Annotated in this window: 18 protein-coding genes and 1 pseudogene; 11 read left to right on the top strand and 8 right to left on the bottom strand. The window is 51.6% G+C overall.

The annotated features are described in order from the left end of the window. Positions 1-37 precede the first annotated feature (37 nt). Entirely contained in the window at positions 38-292 is a 255-nt protein-coding gene (locus HV311_RS08155; RefSeq protein ID WP_181627205.1) for a YkgJ family cysteine cluster protein, read from the top strand. Here HV311_RS08155 and setB read toward each other — a convergent pair. Continuing rightward, positions 289-1470: a sugar efflux transporter SetB gene (setB, locus tag HV311_RS08160; RefSeq protein WP_191220949.1), complete on the bottom strand. Its 1182-nt coding sequence runs from the start codon at positions 1468-1470 to the stop codon at positions 289-291. The genes HV311_RS08155 and setB overlap by 4 nt on opposite strands. Before the next feature lie 368 nt (positions 1471-1838). On the opposite strand from setB, the gene fruB reads away from it, so the two are divergent. From fruB to fruA, 3 genes are read left to right on the top strand one after another with little or no spacing between them, the layout of a single operon-like run. Beyond that, positions 1839-2969: a fused PTS fructose transporter subunit IIA/HPr protein gene (gene fruB, locus HV311_RS08165; protein ID WP_016156988.1), complete on the top strand. Its 1131-nt coding sequence runs from the start codon at positions 1839-1841 to the stop codon at positions 2967-2969. Continuing rightward, complete coding sequence (gene fruK / locus HV311_RS08170; RefSeq protein ID WP_003834544.1) at positions 2969-3907, top strand: 1-phosphofructokinase; 939 nt, start codon at positions 2969-2971, stop codon at positions 3905-3907. The genes fruB and fruK overlap by 1 nt, the downstream gene beginning before the upstream one ends. Before the next feature lie 16 nt (positions 3908-3923). Then, on the top strand, positions 3924-5612 hold the full coding sequence (gene fruA / locus HV311_RS08175; protein ID WP_016153736.1) for a PTS fructose transporter subunit IIBC: 1689 nt from the start codon (positions 3924-3926) through the stop codon (positions 5610-5612). 79 nt (positions 5613-5691) lie between these two features. On the opposite strand, the gene HV311_RS08180 is transcribed toward fruA, so the two are convergent. Together HV311_RS08180 and HV311_RS08185 are read right to left on the bottom strand one after the other, a co-directional pair. Next, the gene (locus HV311_RS08180; RefSeq protein ID WP_019077234.1) at positions 5692-6990 is read right to left on the bottom strand and encodes an anaerobic C4-dicarboxylate transporter; all 1299 of its coding nucleotides are present in this window, start codon (positions 6988-6990) and stop codon (positions 5692-5694) included. 76 nt (positions 6991-7066) lie between these two features. Continuing rightward, entirely contained in the window at positions 7067-7786 is a 720-nt protein-coding gene (locus HV311_RS08185; RefSeq protein WP_049281984.1) for an aspartate/glutamate racemase family protein, read from the bottom strand. A 353-nt stretch (positions 7787-8139) separates the two neighbouring features. Between HV311_RS08185 and hypT the strand changes: the two genes are divergently transcribed. The 4 genes from hypT (at position 8140) to HV311_RS08205 (ending at position 12565) form a co-directional block, all read left to right on the top strand. After that, the gene (gene hypT / locus HV311_RS08190) at positions 8140-9051 is read left to right on the top strand and encodes a hypochlorite stress DNA-binding transcriptional regulator HypT (protein ID WP_019077233.1); all 912 of its coding nucleotides are present in this window, start codon (positions 8140-8142) and stop codon (positions 9049-9051) included. A 302-nt stretch (positions 9052-9353) separates the two neighbouring features. Continuing rightward, the gene (locus tag HV311_RS08195) at positions 9354-10295 is read left to right on the top strand and encodes a pseudouridine kinase (protein WP_016153731.1); all 942 of its coding nucleotides are present in this window, start codon (positions 9354-9356) and stop codon (positions 10293-10295) included. After that, a complete protein-coding gene (locus tag HV311_RS08200) occupies positions 10283-11218 on the top strand; it encodes a pseudouridine-5'-phosphate glycosidase (protein ID WP_191220950.1) in 936 nt (311 codons plus the stop codon). The genes HV311_RS08195 and HV311_RS08200 overlap by 13 nt, the downstream gene beginning before the upstream one ends. Positions 11219-11314: 96 nt before the next feature. Beyond that, a complete protein-coding gene (locus HV311_RS08205) occupies positions 11315-12565 on the top strand; it encodes a NupC/NupG family nucleoside CNT transporter (protein WP_003027431.1) in 1251 nt (416 codons plus the stop codon). 43 nt (positions 12566-12608) lie between these two features. On the opposite strand, the gene HV311_RS08210 is transcribed toward HV311_RS08205, so the two are convergent. The 3 genes from HV311_RS08210 to HV311_RS08220 form a co-directional block, all read right to left on the bottom strand. Then, positions 12609-13697, bottom strand: a complete 1089-nt coding sequence (locus HV311_RS08210; protein ID WP_047359177.1) for a sugar kinase — start codon at positions 13695-13697, stop codon at positions 12609-12611. Between the two features lie 2 nt (positions 13698-13699). Further along, complete coding sequence (gene nfo / locus HV311_RS08215) at positions 13700-14557, bottom strand: deoxyribonuclease IV (RefSeq protein ID WP_046275457.1); 858 nt, start codon at positions 14555-14557, stop codon at positions 13700-13702. Between the two features lie 71 nt (positions 14558-14628). Beyond that, the gene (locus HV311_RS08220; RefSeq protein WP_016153726.1) at positions 14629-15678 is read right to left on the bottom strand and encodes a YeiH family protein; all 1050 of its coding nucleotides are present in this window, start codon (positions 15676-15678) and stop codon (positions 14629-14631) included. 244 nt (positions 15679-15922) lie between these two features. On the opposite strand from HV311_RS08220, the gene yieE reads away from it, so the two are divergent. Together yieE and lysP are read left to right on the top strand one after the other, a co-directional pair. Further along, positions 15923-16795, top strand: a complete 873-nt coding sequence (gene yieE / locus HV311_RS08225) for a DNA-binding transcriptional regulator YeiE (protein ID WP_191220951.1) — start codon at positions 15923-15925, stop codon at positions 16793-16795. A 203-nt stretch (positions 16796-16998) separates the two neighbouring features. Further along, positions 16999-18468 carry a lysine-specific permease gene (gene lysP / locus HV311_RS08230; RefSeq protein WP_016153724.1) on the top strand — a complete coding sequence of 490 codons (1470 nt, stop codon included), beginning with the start codon at positions 16999-17001 and terminating at the stop codon, positions 18466-18468. A 65-nt stretch (positions 18469-18533) separates the two neighbouring features. Here the strand turns inward: lysP and HV311_RS08235 are convergent. Further along, a pseudogene (locus tag HV311_RS08235) lies at positions 18534-20516 on the bottom strand (ligand-gated channel protein); the annotation flags it as partial. 71 nt (positions 20517-20587) lie between these two features. Here HV311_RS08235 and HV311_RS08240 point away from each other — a divergent pair. Continuing rightward, complete coding sequence (locus HV311_RS08240; RefSeq protein ID WP_000156884.1) at positions 20588-21610, top strand: IS110-like element IS5708 family transposase; 1023 nt, start codon at positions 20588-20590, stop codon at positions 21608-21610. A 620-nt stretch (positions 21611-22230) separates the two neighbouring features. On the opposite strand, the gene fghA is transcribed toward HV311_RS08240, so the two are convergent. After that, the gene (fghA, locus tag HV311_RS08245; protein WP_016153722.1) at positions 22231-23067 is read right to left on the bottom strand and encodes an S-formylglutathione hydrolase; all 837 of its coding nucleotides are present in this window, start codon (positions 23065-23067) and stop codon (positions 22231-22233) included. Between the last annotated feature and the right edge of the window lie 121 nt (positions 23068-23188).

Consider the following 23188-nt stretch of genomic DNA (forward strand, 5'->3'; position numbering starts at 1 on the left):
TGCACAATCCGATGGTTTACGATAAAGAGAGTACTGTATGGAATGCCGTCCGGATTGTGGTGCATGTTGCACTGCGCCTTCAATTTCCAGTGCCATCCCCGGCATGCCTGATGGCAAGCCCGCTAATACACCATGCGTTCAGCTGGATGAATCCCTGCGCTGTAAAATTTTTGCTTCGCCTCTGCGGCCAAAAGTGTGCGCCAGTTTACAGCCCAGTGCGGAAATGTGCGGACAGACGACGCACCAGGCCATGGTCTATCTCATCGAGCTCGAGGCGCTGACCGCACCTTAAACGTCCTTGATGCGCGTCAGACACGCGACGGTGGCGACGATCATCACCAACGCAAACCAGAATACCGCGTGATAGTTCCAGATTTCAGCGGCAAGACCCGCCAACGATCCGGCAATAATCCAGCCCACGCGAATGGTATTTGTATAGAGAGTTGTGGCTGAACCCGCTTGTCCCGGCATCAGATCCTGGAAATAAAGCATGCCAATCCCGCCGAGGATGCCGATGTAAATCGCGTTCAGCAGTTGTAAGCCAAGCAATATCGCCGGAGAGTGGGCCAACAGCATGCCGGCATAAAAGAAAAATCCGGCGACAACGGCGATTCTCATCAACAGGCGTTTGCCCAGACGCTTCGCGAAGTATCCGGCAATCAACATGGTTGGGATTTCCAACCCCGCGGCAGTTCCCATCATGATGCCCGCCAGCTTTTCCGGCAGATGCAGTTCGTTGATAATAAACAACGGCATATTAATGATATAGAGACTGTTAGTCCCCCACATTAACGTGCAGATAACAAACAGTAGCAGCGTGTCGCGTCGATTGCGGCGCGGGGCTTCTACCGCGCCTGTCGCGAGAGGCACGTTTTTACTCATCGAGGGTAAGAACAGCCAGACCATTACGCCGCAGACAACAAACGCCACCGCCGCGCTGAGGTACATCACCGTAAAGCTAAACCCCATGGCGAGCGCGTAGGCCAGCGGCGGGCCAATCACCCAGGCCAGCGAAACCTGCGCACGTAATATTGAACTGAACATGACGGCTTCCCGACCCGTACGGTCGGCGTGCTCGCGGGCGAGAGCAAACATTTGCGGGTTGGCGGTCGAACCGAAGCTGCTGAGGAATACCCCGACAAACAGCAGAATAAAATAGTTACGGTTCCAGGCGAACAGCACGCAGGCCAGCATCCCCAGCACGCAGCAAAACACAATCAGGTTTTTGCGATCGCCTTTTTTATCTGAACGTCCGGCCAGAAACTGACTCACCAAAATGCCGATTACGGCGCTACCGGTAAAAAAGAACCCGACCATGCCGGGACGGGCATGGACTTCATCCGTCAGAAAAAGGCTGAGGGTTGGCGTCTGCAACGCACCGGCGATACCCGTCAGAAATGCGACAAGCAGGAACGCCGAAGACGTTAAATCAAACGCCTTGGGTGTGGCGGCTACGGGGGTGTTGTGCATGTTTTGATATCAATAATGTGAAGAGACGCGGAGTTTACGCTGCTTGTCAGAAAATAAACAGGGAGCCAAATCAAAATCGGCATCAAAAATCAAAATAGCATTTCAGTCAGAGTACGCAGTTTGCTGACGCTGCTGAATCTGACAGGCTGACGCCGTTTTTGCGTCAGCAATTTTTTCTCCTCCGCGGAGAAAATGTGCGTTATCTCTAAATTCAGCAAGTAATTTGTCAACTTTACTTGTGTGCTGAAGAAAAAAGAGCAAGACTTCTTGAAACGTTTCAGCGTCATCTTGCCATAACTGATGGAGTCAGGTGACGCCTTTTTTCTCATGTTAGCTGAATCGTTTCAAATCAGCGGGAGAGGAGAACCATGTTCCAGTTATCTGTTCAGGATATTCACCCGGGCGAACAGGCCGGGAATAAAGAAGAGGCTATTCGCCAGGTTGCCGCTGCCTTAGTGCTGGCAGGTAACGTGGCGGAAGGCTACGTCGATGGCATGCTGGCGCGTGAACAACAGACGTCCACGTTCCTCGGCAACGGTATTGCTATTCCTCACGGTACGACGGACACGCGCGATCGGGTGCTGAAAACCGGCGTGCAGGTGTTTCAGTTTCCGCAGGGTGTGATCTGGGGGGAAGGGCAGGTTGCTTATGTGGCAATCGGCATCGCTGCCAGCTCTGATGAGCACCTTGGTTTACTGCGTCAGCTGACGCATGTGCTGAGCGATGACTCCGTCGCTGAACAGCTGAAATCTGCGACCACGGCGGAAGAGTTGCGCGCGTTGCTGATGGGGGAAAAGCAAAGCGAACAGCTGAAGCTTGATAACGAAACGCTGTCGCTGGACGTCGTTGCCAACTCGTTGGTCACGCTGCAGGCTCTCAACGCCGCACGGCTGAAAGAGGTCGGCGCGGTTGACGCCACCTTTGTGGCCAGAGCCATTAATGAGCAACCGATGAATCTCGGTCAGGGGATCTGGCTGAATGACTGTGCTGAAGGCAATGTGCGCAGCGCCGTTGCGGTCAGCCGCGCAGCAACAGCGTTCGATGTACAAGGTGAAGCGGCAGCCCTGCTGGTGACCGTCGCCATGAATGACGAACAACCGGTTGCGGTGCTGAAGCGCCTTGGCGATCTGCTGCTGAATAATAAAGCTGACCGTTTGTTGAAAGCCGATGCGGCAACGGTGCTGGCGCTGCTGACCAGCGATGATGCCTTAACTGATGATGTACTGAGCGCCGAATTTATTGTGCGCAATGAGCATGGTTTACACGCCCGCCCGGGCACCATGCTGGTGAATACGATTAAACAATTTAACAGTGAAATTACCGTGACAAATCTTGATGGAACCGGCAAGCCGGCGAATGGACGCAGTCTGATGAAAGTTGTGGCATTAGGCGTGAAGAAAGGACATCACCTGCGCTTTACCGCCCAGGGTGAAGATGCTGAACAGGCGCTGAAAGCGATTGGCGAAGCCATCGCGGCGGGTCTTGGGGAGGGCGCGTAATGAGCAGACGTGTTGCTACTATCACCCTTAACCCAGCCTACGATCTGGTGGGTTTCTGCCCGGAAATTGAACGCGGTGAAGTGAACCTGGTTAAAACGACCGGTCTGCACGCGGCAGGGAAAGGGATTAACGTCGCTAAGGTTTTGAAAGATTTAGGTATCGATGTAACGGTGGGTGGTTTCCTCGGTAAAGACAACCAGGATGGTTTTCAGCAGTTGTTCAGCGAGCTGGGTATCGCCAACCGTTTTCAGGTTGTACAGGGGCGTACCCGTATCAACGTCAAGCTGACCGAAAAAGACGGCGAAGTGTCCGACTTCAATTTCTCCGGCTTTGAAGTCACCCCGGCTGACTGGGAACGCTTTGTGAATGACTCGCTGAGCTGGCTGGGCCAGTTCGACATGGTGTGCGTCAGCGGCAGTTTGCCGACCGGCGTTAGCCCGGAAGCATTCACCGACTGGATGACGCGCCTGCGCAGTCAGTGTCCTTGCATTATCTTTGATAGTAGTCGTGAAGCACTGGTCGCCGGTCTGAAAGCGGCACCATGGCTGGTGAAACCAAACCGTCGTGAACTGGAAATCTGGGCAGGCCGTAAGCTGCCAGAAATGAAAGATGTGATTGAAGCTGCACATGCGTTGCGCGAGCAGGGTATTGCTCACGTGGTGATTTCACTTGGCGCGGAAGGTGCGCTGTGGGTTAACGCTTCGGGTGAGTGGATTGCTAAACCGCCGTCAGTCGAGGTGGTAAGCACCGTAGGCGCGGGTGATTCAATGGTTGGTGGCCTGATTTACGGCCTGCTGATGCGTGAATCCAGTGAACACACCCTGCGTCTGGCAACCGCTGTTGCCGCCCTGGCGGTAAGCCAAAGCAATGTGGGCATCACCGATCGTCCTCAGTTGGCCGCAATGATGGCGCGTGTCGACTTAAAACCGTTTAACTGACAGCAGGAGAGGCATAATGAAAACGCTGCTGATTATTGACGCTAATCTCGGCCAGGCTCGCGCTTATATGGCGAAAACCCTGCTTGGAGCGGCGGCGCAGAAAGCACATCTGGAAATTATTGATAATCCTAATGATGCCGAACTGGCAATTGTTCTGGGCGACACGCTTCCTGCCGACAGTTCGCTGAACGGCAAAAAAGTCTGGCTGGGCGATATTGGTCGTGCGGTTGCGCATCCTGAACTTTTCCTCAGCGAAGCGAAAGGCCACGCAAAACCTTATAGCGCTCCGGTTGCGACAGCGTCCGTGGCCAGTAGTGGTCCAAAACGCGTGGTGGCGGTGACGGCTTGTCCAACTGGCGTTGCCCATACGTTTATGGCCGCTGAAGCTATTGAAACAGAAGCGAAAAAACGTGGCTGGTGGGTGAAGGTTGAAACCCGTGGGTCTGTTGGCGCAGGCAATGCCATTACGCCGGAAGAGGTGGCTCAGGCGGATCTGGTGATTGTGGCGGCTGACATTGAAGTTGATCTGGCGAAGTTTGCCGGAAAACCAATGTACCGTACTTCTACTGGCCTTGCGCTGAAGAAAACGAAGCAGGAGCTGGATAAAGCGCTGGAAGAAGCAACGCCGTACCAGCCTGCCGGCAAAGCGCAGTCTGCAACCACTGAAGGTAAGAAAGAGAGCGCTGGCGCGTATCGTCACCTGCTGACGGGCGTATCCTACATGCTGCCGATGGTGGTTGCTGGCGGTCTGTGTATTGCACTCTCATTCGCTTTTGGTATCGAAGCGTTCAAGGAGCAGGGTACGCTGGCGGCCGCGCTGATGCAGATTGGCGGTGGTTCAGCTTTCGCGCTGATGGTGCCGGTTCTGGCGGGCTACATCGCGTTTTCCATCGCTGATCGTCCGGGTCTGACGCCTGGTCTTATCGGCGGTATGCTGGCGGTGAGCACCGGTTCCGGCTTTATTGGCGGGATTATTGCCGGTTTCCTTGCCGGTTATGTGGCGAAGCTCATCAGCACGAAGCTGAAACTCCCGCAGAGTATGGAAGCGCTGAAACCGATCCTGATCATTCCGCTACTTTCAAGCCTGGTGGTTGGTCTGGCCATGATCTACCTGATCGGTAAACCAGTGGCGGGCATTCTGGAAGGTCTGACCCACTGGCTGCAAACCATGGGAACCGCGAACGCGGTGCTGCTTGGAGCGATTCTGGGCGGCATGATGTGTACCGATATGGGCGGTCCGGTTAACAAAGCGGCGTATGCTTTCGGTGTGGGCCTGCTTAGTACGCAAACCTATGCGCCGATGGCGGCGATTATGGCGGCGGGTATGGTGCCTCCGCTGGCCCTGGGGCTGGCAACGCTGGTGGCGCGTCGTAAGTTCGACAAAGCGCAGCAGGAAGGCGGTAAAGCTGCGCTGGTATTGGGCCTGTGCTTTATTACCGAAGGGGCTATCCCATTCGCTGCCCGTGACCCGATGCGCGTTCTGCCTTGCTGTATCGTTGGCGGTGCGATTACCGGAGCTATCTCGATGGCGGTGGGGGCTAAGCTGATGGCGCCGCACGGCGGTCTGTTCGTGCTGTTAATCCCTGGCGCAATCACTCCGGTGGTTGGATACCTGCTGGCCATTATTGCCGGTACGCTGGTAGCCGGTCTCTCCTACGCGGTGCTGAAACGCCCGGAAGCAGAGGTTGTGGCAAAGGCGGCCTGATTTAACGCTGACATCCGGGGCAGAGATTTCTCTGCCCCTTTTTTTATCCATAAGATCTGCCAGGTAGTGTTAAACCGGTTCAGGCAATCATTGGCGCGATGATAAAACCAAAGGCAACGCCAGCAATGATCCCGCCAAGCCCTGGCAACATAAACGGATGGTTTAAGACATACTTACCCACGCGCGTTGTCCCGGTGGTGTCGAACTCCATTGCCGCCAGCGAAGTCGGATAAGTTGGCAGAACAAACACGCCGGTCACTGCGACATAGGAAGCCAGAATGGCCCATGTGGGTACGCCGAGTGCGACGGCAAGAGGGATAATCAGCGGCGTGGTGGCTCCCTGCGAATAGAGAAGCGCGCAGGTACCAAACAGCACCAGCGCCAACAGCATCGGATAAGCCCGTAGAATATCGCCCGCGATATCCTTTATCTCCGTTAAGTGGGCATCAATGAAAGTTGTGCCCAGCGTAACAATCCCCAGAATCACTGCCAACGAACTCATACCCGCCCGAAACGTGGATGTCAGGACAATCGCGTCTGTTGATGTTTTGCATAGCACCACCATCAGACATGCGGCAGCTAGCATGCAGATAATGATAATATCCCGGGTATTCATTGCGTTACCTGCATCGAATCCAGGGCGCAATTGAGGGCATGCGGCAAGAATAACGATGACCACCGTTGCCAGCATAAACAGGGCGACTGACAGTCTGGCACCTGGCGTTGTGCTGTTTTGCCCTGCATATTTACGCACCAGTCCTTTTTGCAGGCGTTCCAGATAGACTTCATCATCCTGTAGCTCACATCCCTGACGTGAGGCGATAAAAGCGGCGACCATCGCGGCGACAAATGAGGCAGGCAGACAAACCGCCATGACCTGAATAAAGCTGATACCGTTGCCTTCCATAATAGTCAGCATAGCGGCCATTGCGGCACTGATCGGCGAACCGGATATCGCCACCTGAGAAGCGACTACGGAGCCTGCGAGCGTACGGGAAGGGCGAATACCTGACTCTTTGGCAACTTCGGCAATCACTGGCAGAGTAGAAAAGACGATGAACCCTGTTCCCGCCATAATCGTCATCGACCAGGTGATAATCGGCGCAATAATATTGATATATTTAGGGTTACGGCGCATAAAATTACCGGCAATGCGAACCAGATAATCCATGCCTCCGGCGGCCTGTAGCGCCGATGCCGCCACCACCACCGTCATAATAATAAGAATAACGTCAACGGGTGGTGAACCAATTTGCAGCCCAAACCCCAGCGTTAAAATAGCCAGCCCCAGCCCGCCGCATAAACCAATACCAATTCCGCCAAGGCGGATACCGAAAAATATTGCGCCCAACACTACGATAATTTCTAGCCAAATCATAATGGCCTCCGCCAGAGAGTAATTTGTAATTAAAATGGATTTTTATTTAATGCAACAATTAAACAGGTATGGACATTCATTGTGCCAAAAGGTGATTTTTACCCACGCGTTTCTCGTACCATTTAATACCGGCACGAACCAACGAACCGGTTGAATCAATATATTTTTCAGGTGACTTTTTGACGGCTTCAGCAAGAATGACAGGAACTTCAGTACATCCGAGCACGATGACTTGTGCCCCGCGTGAGAAGAGTGCTTCAGCCTGTTCATTCATCAGCGTTTGTGCCCGCTTAGCATCACCAGCTTTTAAGCAATAAATGCTTTCCATCACTTTTTCCTGACTGGATGAGTCAGGGCTGATGCAGGTTAACCCAAGAGATTCTATGCCTTTTTGATAAAGGCCCATGTATAAAGTGGCGTTGGTGGCGAGTAATCCGATTTGCGATTTCCCGCAGTTTTTAACCTCATTGATGGTCGTTTCAACGATACTGAGCAGCTCTGTATGGCAGCACGCTTTTAATTCATTAAACCAAAAGTGAGCGGTGTTACAGGGGATCACAATACACTCGGCGCCAGCATCTTCGAGTTTATGCATATAATCGCGCATTGCCGGAAGTGGGGAATGACCATGATGCATTAACGCGTCGGTTCGGTCTGGAATGTCAGGAATAGATGAAATAATTAAGGGGATATGTTCCTGGTCACGTTGCGCAGCGGTAAAAGTGACGAATTTATTAAACAGATCGACCGTTGCAGCAGGTCCCATACCACCAAGCACGCCAATTAAACCTTTCACGATATATACCTCAATTCACCGATAATTAATATTCAGAGCCGGGTTGTGTCTGCTGATAATGTTTAACAGCAGTGAGACGTGAGGAGAAATGCAATAATGTATGGTTCAATGCAAAAACCGCATGACTGTGGTTTATTGTGTAACCTCAGCAGGCCGGTATTCGGCCAGAGGCTACGCGTTACGCGGCGGGCAAGCGGTCGTAACCGATAGGGAGAGAAGTATGTTAATGTTAAAAATGAAGCCTTGATGCAAAAAACGAATCACCAGGCGCTAATGATGAATGTCAACTCCGGAACTATTCAGGCATGATGCTTTAAGGCTAATAGGCATATTTAAATATCCGCGTGATAAGCATGAAAAATATTGAGACAAAATGGTTATATGACTTTCTGACGTTGGAGGCATGCCGTCATTTTTCCCAGGCGGCTGAGGAGCGCAACATATCCCAACCGGCATTTAGTCGGCGGATCAAGGCGCTCGAATCAGCCGTGGGTGTGCTGCTTTTTGATCGCACAACGAGCCCACTGCAACTCACGGAGGAGGGCAAGCTATTTCATTCGCAAACCCGTAGTTTGTTGCAACAGCTGGAATGTAATCTGGATGAGCTAAGCGGCCACAATTTACTGGGTGTACCCAATATCAAAATAGCGGCGGCACATTCTTTGTCGCTGACGATGTTGCCCAGATTGGTGCACTCAATGGCGGCCTGGGGTGAGGAGTTTGTCTATCACGTTGAAGCTATTGATGTTGTTCAGGCGGTGAATACTCTGCGCGAGGGGAAAAGCGATTTTATTATCTCCTTTCGGGATGAAGATTTAATGCAGTCACCTTTCTGCGGCTTGAAGGTTTTTGAGTCTGAACTGTACCCCGTGTGTGCTGCTGATGCGCAGGGTAAGGCGTTGTTTGATATCTATCAGTCGCAGGCGCCGATTCTGAACTATACCAGCACATCCTACATGGGAAGATTGGTAAACCGTCATCTGGCGGAAGTAGGCGGCATTTCAGCCCGTACGCTGTTTATGTCTTCAATGAGTGAGTTATTAAAAAATATGGCATTGGATGGGCATGGTATCGCCTGGCTGCCGGCGTGGACAATCGTAAACGAACTGCGCGAAAAGCGGCTGGTTTGTCTGCAGACGCCGGAGCTGATGGTGCCTATTCAGGCTTATATTTACCGAATGGATACCCGGTTGAATAAAACGGCTGAGCACTTCTGGCGGATTTTGTACAACCATATGCCAGAGGACCTTGTTTCGCTCAGTTGATACGAACCGGATCGCCTGGCGCATCTGAAAAATCTCCGGTTATGCCGGAGTTAAACTCTTTAGACTGCTTGAATTGTGTACTACCTCTCATTTTCTCTTTCCTTTACAGACTGTATCTATAAAAAATTGTGATTCTGTTCATATCTATTGAGTTTAGATCTTGAATATGGATTTACTTTGTCAAAAACACGCTTACTATGAACACATGTTTGATATTGAACATATGCTCTAATAACCTGATGTGTGGCGTTGGTTATTTTAACGAACTCATTTGTGGCAAGTTAATTGCCAGGGGACGTGCTATGCGTGAAAAGGAATACATAGTAACTATTGGCTCGGCCAATATGGATGTTGCTGGGTATTCGCATGCTTCTCTAAATTATGCGGATTCGAATCCAGGAAAGATAAAATTCACCCCCGGCGGAGTTGGACGTAACATTGCACATAATCTCGCGCTGCTGGGGAAAAATTCATGGTTACTGACTGCGGTTGGTAATGATTTTTATGGACAATCGTTATTGGCGCAAACCAATCAATCCGGAGTTCATGTTGATAAGTGTCTTATCGTTCCCGGAGAGAATACGTCCAGTTATTTATCATTGCTTGATAATACCGGTGAAATGTTGGTTGCCATTAATGATATGAGCATTACCGAACATATTTCAGCAGATTTTTTATCACAGCATCATGATTTTATTCGGCAGGCGAAAGTCATCGTCGCCGATTGCAATATCAGCGAAGATGCCCTGGCATGGGTGCTGGAAAATGCCGGAGAGGTTCCGGTGTTTGTTGACCCGGTATCGGCATGGAAATGCGTCAAAATTCGCGAGCGGCTTGGACAAATTCACACTCTTAAACCCAACCGGCTTGAAGCCGAAACGCTAAGCGGTATTGCGCTTTCCGGGCGTGATGACGTGGGTAAAGTCGCCGCCTGGTTTCATGATCGCGGCTTAAATAGGCTGGTGCTCAGCATGGGCGGTGACGGTGTTTATTACAGTGATATTGCGGGGAGTCGTGGTTGGTCGCTGCCGATTAAAACTCACGTCATTAATGTTACCGGGGCTGGCGATGCGATGATGGCTGGACTGGCTTCCTGCTGGGTAGACGGCATGCCCTTTATTGATTCGGTTCGATTTGCGCAGGGTTGTTCATCAATGGCGTTAGCCTGTGAATATACCAATAACCCTGATTTGTCTGTTGCGAATGTAAGCTCATTAGTGGAGAACACAGAATGTCTGAATTAACTCTTTCCTCTGAATTATTACAAATATCTCCAGAAGTACAGGAAGCATTAAACAGTAAGAAGCCGATTGTTGCACTTGAATCAACCATTATTTCTCATGGTATGCCATTTCCGCAGAATGCCCAGACAGCGATTGAAGTAGAAGAAACTATTCGTAAACACGGTGCGGTTCCTGCGACCATTGCCATTATTGGCGGAATAATGAAAGTTGGTTTAAGCAAAGATGAAATTCAGCTGCTTGGGCGAGAAGGTCATAGCGTTACGAAAGTAAGTCGTCGTGATTTGCCGTTTGTGGTCGCGGCAGGAAAAAATGGTGCAACGACTGTTGCCTCAACCATGATTATTGCCGCCCTGGCGGGAATTAAAGTATTTGCGACAGGGGGAATAGGTGGGGTTCATCGTGGTGCTGAACATACCTTTGATATTTCCGCGGATCTGCAAGAACTGGCGCATACCAATGTCACGGTAATTTGTGCCGGGGCGAAATCTATTCTTGATCTCGGCTTAACTACTGAATATTTAGAAACCTTTGGTGTGCCGTTAATTGGTTATCAAACCAACGCGTTGCCAGCATTTTTCTGCCGTACCAGTCCGTTTGAAGTCAGCATCCGTCTGGACAGTGCGAAAGAGATTGCCCGTGCCATGGCGGTGAAATGGCAAACGGGTCTCGACGGCGGTCTGGTTGTTGCGAACCCCATCCCAGAGCAGTTTGCGATGGCTGAAGAGAAAATTAATGCGGCAATCGATCGGGCGGTAAAAGAAGCGGAAGATCAGGGCGTCGTGGGCAAAGAGAGTACGCCGTTCCTGTTAGCGCGGGTTGCAGAGCTGACCGGTGGTGACAGCCTGAAATCAAATATTCAGCTGGTGTTCAACAATGCGGTACTGGCCTGTGAAATTGCGAAGGAGTATCAGCGCCTCGTCTGACAGAATTTCCCGGGCAGAATGCGGTCGCCCGCGAATATCAAACCTACCAAAACCTGGCGATAACGCCGGGTTTCCTGGCATGAAGGGAATTTCATTATGGATATAATGAGAAGTGTTGTGGGTATGGTGGTATTACTGGCCATCGCGTTTCTGCTGTCAGTAAATAAAAAACGTATAAGTCTGCGCACGGTCGGGGCTGCACTGGTACTGCAAATCGCAATCGGCGGCATTATGCTGTACTTCCCGCCGGGAAAATGGCTGGTTGAACAGGCTGCGCTCGGTGTCCACAAGGTAATGTCATACAGTGACGCGGGAAGCGCATTTATCTTTGGCTCCCTGGTAGGGCCAAAAATGGATGTGCTGTTTGACGGAGCCGGGTTTATCTTCGCTTTTCGGGTGCTTCCGGCCATCATTTTTGTGACCGCACTGATCAGTCTTCTCTACTACATTGGCGTGATGGGGCTGTTGATCCGCATCCTCGGCGGTATTTTCCAGAAAGCGCTGAACATCAGTAAGATCGAGTCATTTGTCGCCGTAACGACGATTTTTCTCGGGCAAAACGAGATCCCGGCGATCGTGAAGCCGTTTATTGACCGCCTGAATCGCAATGAGCTGTTTACCGCTATTTGTAGTGGGATGGCCTCGATTGCTGGCTCAATGATGATTGGTTACGCCGGAATGGGCGTTCCGATTGACTATTTGCTGGCGGCATCGTTGATGGCAATCCCTGGCGGTATTTTGTTCGCGCGTATGCTGAGTCCGGCAACTGAAGAATCTCGCGTCACTTTTGAGAACCTGTCATTTACTGAAACGCCACCGAAAAGCATCATCGAAGCAGCGGCGAGCGGAGCGATGACCGGGCTGAAAATTGCTGCTGGCGTGGCGACGGTCGTAATGGCATTTGTCGCCATTATCGCGCTGATTAACGGCATTATTGGCGGAATTGGTGGGTGGTTTGGCTTTGGTCACGCCACTCTGGAAGGGATCTTTGGCTATGCGCTAGCCCCGCTGGCGTGGATTATGGGTGTGGACTGGAGCGATGCGACGCTGGCAGGCAGCCTGATCGGACAGAAGCTGGCGATTAATGAGTTTGTCGCTTATCTCAACTTCTCGCCGTATCTGCAAACGGGTGGAACGCTGGATGTGAAGACCATTGCGATTATCTCGTTTGCGCTGTGCGGTTTCGCTAACTTTGGTTCGATTGGCGTTGTCGTCGGGGCATTTTCGGCGATAGCGCCACAGCGTGCCCCGGAAATCGCGCAGCTTGGCATGCGCGCGCTGGCAGCAGCAACGCTGTCAAACCTGATGAGCGCTACTATAGCCGGTTTCTTTATCGGGCTGGCATAGCGAAAATAATGCCGGATACGCGTAGCGCCATCCGGCATTACATTTAAGCAGTTTGCAGCAAATACAAGGCGTTATCTGCTGAGAGGGTTGGGTTGTTGATACTGACGCTGGCTCGCGATAATGCCGCGCAGGCCATGGCAAAGTGAGCGCTTTCACGAAATTCACTACCTTCCAGAAAGCTGTACAGCAATCCCGCCATAAAAGCATCGTCGGCGCCAAAACTGTCTACAACCGTATGCTCAGGAGGCGTCAGTAAAAACTGTTCTCCGTCCTTTTCGCTGCAAAAAACGGATTCATCTTCCAGGCAAACAAAGATTCGTTTTACCCCTTGCTGATGGAGACTATTAACGGCCAGTACGCGATCGGCATCTGAATGAATAGGTTGACCCCACAAAATCGCCAGCTCTTTCTGCGTTGGTTTTAGCGTATGAATACGCGTAAACCAGGTCTTCATTTTTGCCGCTTTGAACTCTGAAACGGTGTCAATGAATACCGGAATATCATCAGCAATAGTAAAGACCCACTCAATGGCTTCGGCAGTCAGATTGCAATCTGCCAGTACGACACCGGAATGGCGGATCAAATCTCGCGAACTGTTCAGTAACTGCGGCGTCAATTGTTGCAGGATATGGGTATCGTTAATTGCCAGTACGGTCTCTTCCTGCTGATTAGCGATCGACAGGTAAGTTGAGGTGTTATGTCCATGCAGGCGTATGCAACTGGAAACGTTAACACCGGCCTGACGCGTTTGTTCCAGCAATGTTTCGCCATAGAAATCACTGCCAACAGCGGAAATTAAGTGGACGTCACGGCCCAGCAGCGCCAGGTTGTGGGCGATGTTGCGTCCCACGCCGCCTGCCGAGCAGTGAATGTTACCAGGGTTAGAGGCAGCCTGAGGATAGTGGATGTCAGCAACACCACGAATATCCATATTGATCGCCCCGACAACCACGCAATAATCCTGTTCGGTAAGGATATAACCTTTACCTTTAATCATGCCTTTACGCATCAAATCCATAATATGCGCAGCAACGCGTGAACGGCTGATCTGCAAAATATCGGCGATTTCATTCTGCTGAATCAACGGATTGCGACGCAGGATCTTAAGGATCTGCTTTTCCCTGTCGTTCATGATTATGCCACCGCTTTTTCTGTTTGCTGGGCTTTCAGCCAGGCAATCTCTTCTGCCCAGATATCCGGATTAATCGTTTCCAGCACCAGCGGAATGCCGTCAAAACGATTGTCCTGCATGATCCAACGGAAGGCATCGTGGCCAATATTGCCTTCACCTAAGCTGTGGTGACGGTCAACTCGACTGCCAAATGCGCTCTTGGCGTCGTTCAGGTGCATACCTCGTAGGTACCTGAAGCCGACAATACGTTCAAATTCCGCAAACGTCTTTTCGCATTCCTCGACGGAGCGCAAATCGTAACCGGCCGCGAAGGCATGGCAGGTATCAATACAGACGCCGACGCGGGACTTATCTTCGACGCCGTCGATAATGGCAGCAAGGTGCTCAAACTTAAATCCAAGGTTGCTGCCTTGTCCGGCGGTATTTTCGATAACTGCCGTAACGCCCTGGGTCTGAGCAAGGGCGATGTTGATGGATTCGGCAATGCGCGCCAGACACTCATCTTCCGGGATCTGCATCAAATGGCTGCCCGGGTGAAAGTTCAGCAAGGATAAGCCCAGCAGTTCACAGCGCTGCATTTCATCTATAAACGCATCACGTGATTTTTCCAGCGCATCGCTAACCGGATGACCGAGGTTAATCAGGTAACTGTCGTGAGGCAGGATCTGGGCGGCAGTATAATGATACTTCTCGCAGGCAGATTTAAAATCATCAATGATTTCGGTGGTCAGCGGCGCGGCACGCCACTGGCGCTGATTTTTGGTGAACAGGGCGAATGCGGTCGCTTCGATTTCTGCGGCTCGAATAGCGGCGTTAGCCAGACCGCCAGCGGCGCTTACGTGCGCTCCGATATATTTCATAAATTTAACCCGCCATACTCAAATACAAAAAGGGAGAGTATAGCGGGTTAATAGAGGTGAGTCGTGATCGTTTATGCCATCAGCGCGTGGATAGCGACGTTAATCGCACCACCACCCACAATCAGCCAGACAAACAGCAGCAGGGCCATCAGTAACGGTTTGGCACCGGCTTTTTTCAGCGCGCTAACGTGCGTGGTCAACCCCAGGGCCGCCATCGCCATTGCCAGCAAAATGGTGTCCAGCGTTACCAGCATGTTCACTACTGACTGTGGCAGCAGGTGGAACGAGTTAAAAATTGCGACCACAATGAACAGGATGGCAAACCATGGAATGGTTATTTTGCTCTTCTCACCGCCCGTGGCCGGAGACAGTTGTTTAACGCGTGCGGCCAGGAGGATAAGGAACGGTGCCAGCATCATGACGCGCAGCATTTTGGCAATAACCGCGGCGTTTTCCGCATCCGGGCTAATGGCGTGCCCGGCAGCCACAACCTGTGCAACTTCATGCATGGTGGAGCCAATGTAAATGCCGTAGGTTTCTGGGCTAAACCAGTGTGAAAGCAACGGATACATCGCCGGATACAGGAAGATAGCGATAGTACCGAAGATAACCACGGTGGCGACAGCGACGGTCACTTTACTGGCTTCTGCTTTCACCACTGGTTCGGTTGCCAGCACGGCGGCGGCACCACAAATGCTGCTACCCGCGCCAATCAGCCAGCTGGTGTGACGGTCCAGACCAAATACTTTCTGCCCCAGGAAACAGGCAATCATAAAGGTACTGCTTAGCGTTAACACATCAATCACGATACCGCTGACGCCGACGTCAGCAATTTGCGCGAAGGTGAGGCGGAAACCGTAGAGGATAATCCCCAGACGTAATAAATGTTGTTTCGCGAACAGCACGCCGCCGTCACAGCTTTTCCAGATGTGCGGATAGACGGTGTTGCCGAGAATCATCCCCAATAAGATGGCTAAGGTGAGGGCGCTGAACCCGGCACCTGCGACGGCGGGAATGGATCCTCCCCATAAGGCGACCCCAGTGATAACTGCACTCAGGGCAAGCCCCGGAATAAAATGCCACGCTGTACGACGATGAGTCTGTAAGGTGAGTTCTGTCATATCCTTCTCCTTTATCTGGGTAAAAGAGTAAGGCGAAGTGGTTTAAAAATAAAATTGATTATATATTTATAATTAATCTATATAAGTGGTATACCCGTGATACTTCAAGTTGCATGTGCGTTGGCTGCGCTCGTTCACCCCAGTCACGTACTTAAGTACGCTCCGGGGGATGCTCTCTCTTGCCGCCTTCCTGCAACTCGAATTATTTAGGGTATAAGTAACGGCTATCCGGTGGAAAACGACTATGCATATCACCCTGCGACAACTTGAAGTGTTTGCTGAAGTACTAAAAAGCGGCTCAACGACTCAGGCATCTGTCATGCTGGCATTGTCGCAGTCGGCGGTGAGTGCGGCGCTTACCGATCTGGAAGGGCAACTTGGCGTGCAGCTGTTTGACCGTGTCGGCAAACGGCTGGTGGTTAACGAACACGGACGCTTGCTTTATCCGCGCGCGCTGGCGTTACTTGAGCAAACGACCGAAATCGAACAGCTTTTTCGCAAAGATAATGGCGCCATTCGGGTCTATGCCAGTAGCACCATCGGTAATTATATTCTGCCCGCCATGATCGCCCGTTATCGCCAGGATTTCCCCGATTTGCCGCTGGAACTTAGCGTGGGCAACAGCCAGGACGTGATCAATGCGGTGCTGGATTTTCGGGTAGACATCGGGCTGATAGAAGGGCCGTGTCACAGTACGGAAATCATCTCTGAACCGTGGCTGGAGGACGAACTGGTGGTGTTTGCCGCACCGTCGTCACCGCTCACAAAGGGGCCCATTACGCTGGAACAGCTGGCTGCTTCGCCGTGGATCCTGCGTGAGCGAGGATCGGGGACGCGTGAACTGGTGGATTACCTGCTGTTGTCTCATCTGCCAAGATTTCAGATGGCGATGGAGTTGGGGAACTCCGAGGCCATTAAGCATGCGGTGCGCCATGGTCTCGGGATCAGCTGTTTGTCGCGTCGGGTCATTGCGGAGCAGTTACAGGCAGGGACGCTGAGCGAAGTTACCGTGCCACTGCCGCGTTTAGTGCGCACTCTCTGGCGCGTTCATCACCGGCAAAAACATATCTCCAATGCCATTACGCGTTTTTTATATTACAGCAACCAGGTTGAGTAGGGCGAATAGCGCGCTAACTCTCGTCAGGTCACCCTATCCATAATGGCTGTTACGTCTTAACCGCCTTGTGCCGCCCGTTTTCTGCTTTACTTATAATCCGCGGCCAGTCATGAAGGTCTCTTATAACAGCGCATTTGTGCCGGAAGAATGCCATTTCGTCTGCTACAATCGCGCCTCATTTTTTGGATGGATAGCATTTTCACATGGTTTCCGAAACTAAAACCACAGAAGCGCCCACGCTACGTCGTGAACTGAAGGCGCGTCACCTGACGATGATTGCCATTGGAGGCTCCATCGGTACAGGTCTTTTCGTTGCATCTGGTGCAACTATTTCTGCGGCGGGTCCTGGCGGCGCGTTGTTCTCTTATATCCTGATCGGTCTGATGGTGTACTTCCTGATGACCAGCCTCGGTGAACTGGCTGCCTATATGCCGGTTTCCGGCTCGTTCTCCACTTACGGTCAAAACTACGTAGAAGAAGGCTTTGGCTTCGCGCTGGGCTGGAACTACTGGTACAACTGGGCGGTAACGATTGCCGTTGACCTGGTGGCCGCACAACTGGTGATGAGCTGGTGGTTCCCGGACACGCCGGGCTGGATCTGGAGCGCACTGTTCCTCGGCGTTATCTTCCTGCTGAACTACATTTCCGTTCGCGGATTTGGTGAAGCGGAATACTGGTTCTCGCTGATCAAAGTTACCACTGTAATTATCTTCATCGTGGTTGGCGTGATGATGATTTTCGGTATCTTCAAAGGTACTCAGCCGGTGGGCTGGAGCAACTGGACGACCGGTGATGCACCGTTTGCCGGGGGTTTTGCCGCTATGATTGGCGTGGCGATGATCGTCGGCTTCTCCTTCCAGGGAACTGAGCTGATTGGTATCGCGGCAGGCGAATCTGAAGATCCTGAAAAGAACATTCCACGTGCGGTGCGTCAGGTGTTTTGGCGAATCCTGCTGTTCTATGTGTTCGCGATTTTGATTATCAGCCTGATTATCCCGTACACCGATCCGAGCCTGCTGCGCAACGATGTGAAAGACATCAGCGTTAGCCCGTTCACGTTGGTATTCCAGCATGCGGGTCTGCTGTCAGCCGCAGCAGTAATGAACGCGGTTATCCTGACGGCGGTACTGTCAGCGGGTAACTCCGGGATGTATGCCTCCACGCGTATGCTTTACACCCTGGCATGCGACGGTAAAGCGCCGCGTATTTTCGGCAAACTGTCTCGTGGCGGTGTTCCGCGTAACGCGCTGTATGCGACGACTGTGGTGGCGGGGCTGTGTTTCCTGACCTCGATGTTTGGTAACCAGACCGTGTACCTCTGGCTGCTGAACACCTCCGGGATGACGGGCTTTATCGCCTGGCTGGGGATCGCTATTAGCCACTATCGTTTCCGTCGCGGTTATGTGCTGCAGGGGCACGATGTGAAGGATCTGCCGTACCGTTCTGGCTTCTTCCCGCTGGGTCCGATCTTCGCCTTTGTGCTGTGCCTGATTATCACTCTGGGCCAGAACTACGAAGCGTTCCTGAAAGATAGCATTGACTGGGGCGGCGTGATGGCAACCTATATCGGTATCCCGCTGTTCCTGATTATCTGGTTTGGCTATAAGCTGGCGAAAGGAACTCATTTTGTTCGCTACAGCGAAATGAAATTCCCGGATCGCGTGAAGAAATAACAGTATAAAAAGCATAACAAAAACCCCGGCATGATGAGTGCCGGGGTTTTTTTATTGCGCCAGACTTAGAAGCTGTAAGTCAGGCCAACCGTGTAACGACGACCATCGAGAACAGTGTCGTAGGTATCGTAATCGATTTGCTTATCCAGCACGTTATACACGCCAGCGGTCATCAGCAGATCTTTGTTAGCATAATAGCGTAAACCAACATCGACCTGAGTATAGGACGGGGTGCCCTGCGCCATGGAGGTACGGCTCAGGTATTCAGACGTTTTCCCGCGCAGATTCAGACGGCTCCAGAAACCGAGATCCTGCGTGGCCTGCCAGTCCAGCGTGGTGTTGAACATATGCTTTGGCATTTTGTTCAATGGCTGACCGGAGAACTGACCGCTTTTCTGTTCAGATTCCGTGTAAGTGTAATTCGCCGTCCAGTTGATGTCGGAAGTCATCTTCCAGCCGAAAGTGGATTCTACGCCGCGCATATTGGCTTTATCGACGTTAACGCGATCGCTGACGAAGTCATAGTGGGTATTGCCGATGGTACAGGCCGGATCGGAGCTGCTGTTACAGCGGCGCACTTCGGTGATTTTGTCTTTGAAGTCAGTATTGAACAGCGTGACGCCCGCGTTGAGATCGTTGCCGTTATCCCACAGTAAACCGATCTCTTCGCTGAGGCTTTTCTCCGGCTTCAGGTCCGGGTTGCCGACAATGATTCCGTTCAGTCTACCGCCGCCGGTGACCTGTCCCCAACTGGCAGACGACTGGCGCAGATCCGGTGCGCGATAGCCCGCTGAAACGCCGCCTTTTAAGGTCCATTGATCGCTCAGATGCCATACGCCATAACCGCGCGGCGTCCAGTTGTCGCCGTAGTTTTCATCTTTATCCATACGCAGACCGCCAGTCAGCGTGAAGGTATCGGTAACGGCCCACTCATCTTCAGCAAACAGCGCCCAGCTCCAGCGGGTCAGTTTGTTCAGTCCATCAGCAGCTTGCAGCTGGTTGCCGTTATCACTCAGTTTTTCATAACGGTATTGCCCGCCCAACGTCAGGGTGTGCGCCCCAAGGAAGACCTGGTTCTGGTTATTGAAAATCGTGTTGTAGGACTTCATCTGGCGACCTGGGTTTTCGGTCTCTTCCTGCTGGACATAGCTGGTGGAGTTGAAGTCGTCGTAATAACCGCTGTGGGTTAGTGAATACGTTGTGTGCACATACTTGTTTTCGCTTTTACTGTTGGGCTTGCAGCTTCCGTTGCGGCAGCTTTCCTCGGCCATGGATTTGCCTGGCGTACTGTCGCGATCCTGCAGTTCACGTGCGTAATCGAAGTCGATGTCATTTTTATCATCTGGCGTAAAGTTCAGGGTTAAGCCCCCGTTACGCATACGCTGTTCATTGTAGCCATTGAGGATTTTGTCCTCCGCCCGATGAGAGAATAATCCGGTCACTTTTGCGCCGAGTAATCCGTCAATCAGTGGCCCAGACGCATAGGCGTTGGTCTGATAAATATCGCCGGAGTCTCTGTCTTCCTGGAAAGTGGCATCGCCGTGCAGAGAGCCGGTCCAGGCTTTGGTATTCGACACTTTCTTGGTGATGACGTTGATGACGCCGCCCATCGCATCGGAGCCGTACAGAGATGACATTGGGCCACGGATGACCTCGATACGCTCGATGGATTCCAGCGGCGGCAGCCAACCTTGCTCAATACCTGAGTTGTCGCTGTTAGGACGTGTGCCGCGTGTGCTGATGCGTTTACCGTTGACCAGGAAGAGCGTGTATTGCGAAGCCATACCACGAATACTGATATCGCTGCTGCTACCCCCGCCGGTGACGACGACGCCAGGGACATCTTTTAGCGCATCGGTAACATCGCGATAGGCTTTGTCCTCAATCTGCTGCTTGGTAATAACAGATATCGAAGCGGGAGCGTCCTGAATTTTCTGTTCGAAGCCGGTGGCGGTAACCACCACGGTGTCTTGTTCAGCGGCATGCCCGAGTGATGGGAGACTGGCGACGCATACTGCGGCAGCTACAGCCTTAACGAATGGAAGGGACTTCCCCTAGATATGCGCCTGATTAACTTTCGTGCAATCATAGGATAAACATTGACCCAGAGGGATTCGTTATGACCATCACCACTGTCGGTATCGATCTTGCTAAAAATGTGTTTGCTGTTCACTGCATTGACCAAAATGGTAAAGCTGTTCTGGTTAAACCCAAGGTGTCGCGTGCAGCACTTTCTGAACTCATCGCAGGTTTACCTCCCTGTGTCATTGGAATGGAAGCCTGCTCGGGTGCCCACTATTGGGCAAGATTATTCAGGCAGTATGGCCATGATGTCCGGTTGATGGCTCCGAAATTTGTCTCACCCTATCGCATGGCGGGTAAGACCGGGAAAAATGATGCAGCTGATGCAATAGCTATTTGTGAGGCAGTGCAGCGGCCGCATATGCGCTTTGTACCAGTCAAAGACGAAAGCCAGCAGGCAATGCAATGCTTACATCGGACAAGACAGGGATTTATCCAGGAAAGAACAGCAACGTATAACCGTCTTCGGGGCCTGATATCTGAATTCGGGGTTATTGCCCCACAAAGCACTGATGCTCTGCGTCATGTTGTTTCTGACCAGAAGGAAACTCTGCCAGTACAGGTTAGGCTGTGCATTGATGATCTATTGACACATGTCACTAATATTGAAGAGAAAATCGCCGAATATGACAGGGTATTATCTCGTGTGGCCAAAACAGATCATCGCAGCCAGCAGTTAATGGAACTGAAAGGTGTTGGGCCCACCACAGCGAGTGCGCTGGTCGCCAGTATTGGCAATGCCCATGATTTTAAGAACGGGCGCCAACTGGCAGCCTGGTTGGGGCTAACGCCATCACAATACAGTAGTGGCGGAAAATCAAAGCTTGGCAGGATAACAAAAGCGGGTGATGCCTATCTGCGAACCCTACTGGTCCAGGGAGCCCGTTCTGTAATGGTAGGGGCAGAGAATAGAACGGACCCGTTTAGCCGTTGGGTCTGCTCGTTGATTGGTAGGCGGGGATACTGGCGTGCTGTCGTTGCAATCGCCGCCAAGAATGCGAGGTTGTGCTGGGCATCATTACATTACGGCGATGACTTCAGACTGTATTCAACAACATGAAAAATTTAACTGAGTAGTAACTGAACTGTAAATTGTTGATGGTAAAGGGTTAGACCCCCGTGAGAAGTATCTGCATATCCTACTGGATATCACTATCCGATTAACGAAGGAGGATCTCACGAGCGTCTTTCATCAGGGTCCGAATCACTAGCGATTCAGCATGACCGTTTATAGTAGCGCAGTCTTATCCCTTGCCTTTCATTGATGAACAGACAGAAATTAAAAACCGGCGTTGACTGTTCGGGGAAGCCCTTATAGTGAGGTATAGTCATTTGTATCATTCCATTTAAATGAATTTACCCGGCATACTTCAAGTTGCAGATGCGTGGCTACGCGCGTTCATACAACTCGAATTATTTAGGGTAACGATCAGCGCGTCATGTGAAAGGCCATGACAATTGTATGTATTTGTCTTTTAAGGACTCTTTTCAGTAAAGAAGCGAATGGATTGTACAAAAGTATGAATGTTTGTAAACACAAATGATAATCGAAATCATTTGTGTTTGATCTTGTTTTGAGGGTAATGCCTTTTAAATCAATAGGATAGTGGAGAAAGAAAAAAGGAGAAAAAGTGAAGGAATGATGGAGAAATGAAGAGGGCTGGCGCCCTCACTCAGGCGTTACTTCAACAAATACTGGGCGTGGAAGCGCAGGTGATCCTCAATAAACGACGCAATAAAGTAATAGCTATGGTCGTAACCTGGCTGGATGCGTAGCGTCATTGGCCATGCGGTTTGACGGGCCGTTTCGGCTAGTACCGCGGGTTGCAGCTGATCGGCGAGAAACTGATCGCTGTCTCCCTGATCAATAAGCGTCGGAATCGCGTCTGCGGGCTTGCTGGCCAACATTAACTCGCAGCTGTCCCACGCGGCCCACTGTGATTTATCTTCACCCAGATACGCGCTAAAAGCCTTCTCCCCCCACGGAACGCGGCAAGGATTTACGATCGGCGCAAAGGCGGAAATGCTGGTGTATTTCCCGGGATTTTTCAGCGCCATAATCAATGCGCCGTGACCGCCCATGGAGTGTCCACTGATGGCGCAGCGATCGCTGACGTTAAACTGCGATTGAATCAGTGCCGGCAGCTCATCACGCAGATAGTCATACATGCGAAAATGCGTTGCCCATGGCTGTTGGGTGGCATTGAGGTAAAATCCCGCCCCCTGGCCTAAATCGTAGCCATCATCATTGGCAACCTGTTCGCCGCGCGGACTGGTGTCCGGCATCACCAGTACAATGCCCAGCTCAGCCGCGATGCGTTGTGCGCCGGCTTTAGTCGTGAAGTTTTCATCATTGCATGTCAGACCCGACAGCCAGTACAGCACCGGAGGCGGGGTGTTATCGCGCGGGGGAGGAAGAAAAATACTGAAGGTCATGGTGCAATTTAACGTGGCGGAGTCGTGACGCCAGCGTTGCTGCCAGCCTTCAAAACAGCGGTGCTCTTCAAGCATTTCCATGCGGGGCTCCTTGTTGTGTTGAACCTGAATATGTTTGCGAACTCACCATAATACAGATTATTCATGGCACTGTGAGCAACTTTCACTTCCGCATTGAGCAAACATACTTCATCATCTATAT

The organism is Citrobacter sp. RHBSTW-00881, assembly GCF_013728515.1.
GTDB classification, from domain to species: domain Bacteria; phylum Pseudomonadota; class Gammaproteobacteria; order Enterobacterales; family Enterobacteriaceae; genus Citrobacter; species Citrobacter braakii.

What these genes read in the sequence shown, in the direction of transcription:
- HV311_RS08155 (WP_181627205.1), top strand. Translation starts at nt 38, where the DNA reads ATGGAATGCCGTCCGGATTGTGGTGCATGTTGCACTGCGCCTTCAATT.
- setB (WP_191220949.1), bottom strand. Translation starts at nt 1,470, where the DNA reads ATGCACAACACCCCCGTAGCCGCCACACCCAAGGCGTTTGATTTAACG.
- fruB (WP_016156988.1), top strand. Translation starts at nt 1,839, where the DNA reads ATGTTCCAGTTATCTGTTCAGGATATTCACCCGGGCGAACAGGCCGGG.
- fruK (WP_003834544.1), top strand. Translation starts at nt 2,969, where the DNA reads ATGAGCAGACGTGTTGCTACTATCACCCTTAACCCAGCCTACGATCTG.
- fruA (WP_016153736.1), top strand. Translation starts at nt 3,924, where the DNA reads ATGAAAACGCTGCTGATTATTGACGCTAATCTCGGCCAGGCTCGCGCT.
- HV311_RS08180 (WP_019077234.1), bottom strand. Translation starts at nt 6,990, where the DNA reads ATGATTTGGCTAGAAATTATCGTAGTGTTGGGCGCAATATTTTTCGGT.
- hypT (WP_019077233.1), top strand. Translation starts at nt 8,140, where the DNA reads ATGAAAAATATTGAGACAAAATGGTTATATGACTTTCTGACGTTGGAG.
- HV311_RS08195 (WP_016153731.1), top strand. Translation starts at nt 9,354, where the DNA reads ATGCGTGAAAAGGAATACATAGTAACTATTGGCTCGGCCAATATGGAT.
- HV311_RS08200 (WP_191220950.1), top strand. Translation starts at nt 10,283, where the DNA reads ATGTCTGAATTAACTCTTTCCTCTGAATTATTACAAATATCTCCAGAA.
- HV311_RS08205 (WP_003027431.1), top strand. Translation starts at nt 11,315, where the DNA reads ATGGATATAATGAGAAGTGTTGTGGGTATGGTGGTATTACTGGCCATC.
- HV311_RS08210 (WP_047359177.1), bottom strand. Translation starts at nt 13,697, where the DNA reads ATGAACGACAGGGAAAAGCAGATCCTTAAGATCCTGCGTCGCAATCCG.
- nfo (WP_046275457.1), bottom strand. Translation starts at nt 14,557, where the DNA reads ATGAAATATATCGGAGCGCACGTAAGCGCCGCTGGCGGTCTGGCTAAC.
- HV311_RS08220 (WP_016153726.1), bottom strand. Translation starts at nt 15,678, where the DNA reads ATGACAGAACTCACCTTACAGACTCATCGTCGTACAGCGTGGCATTTT.
- yieE (WP_191220951.1), top strand. Translation starts at nt 15,923, where the DNA reads ATGCATATCACCCTGCGACAACTTGAAGTGTTTGCTGAAGTACTAAAA.
- lysP (WP_016153724.1), top strand. Translation starts at nt 16,999, where the DNA reads ATGGTTTCCGAAACTAAAACCACAGAAGCGCCCACGCTACGTCGTGAA.
- HV311_RS08240 (WP_000156884.1), top strand. Translation starts at nt 20,588, where the DNA reads ATGACCATCACCACTGTCGGTATCGATCTTGCTAAAAATGTGTTTGCT.
- fghA (WP_016153722.1), bottom strand. Translation starts at nt 23,067, where the DNA reads ATGGAAATGCTTGAAGAGCACCGCTGTTTTGAAGGCTGGCAGCAACGC.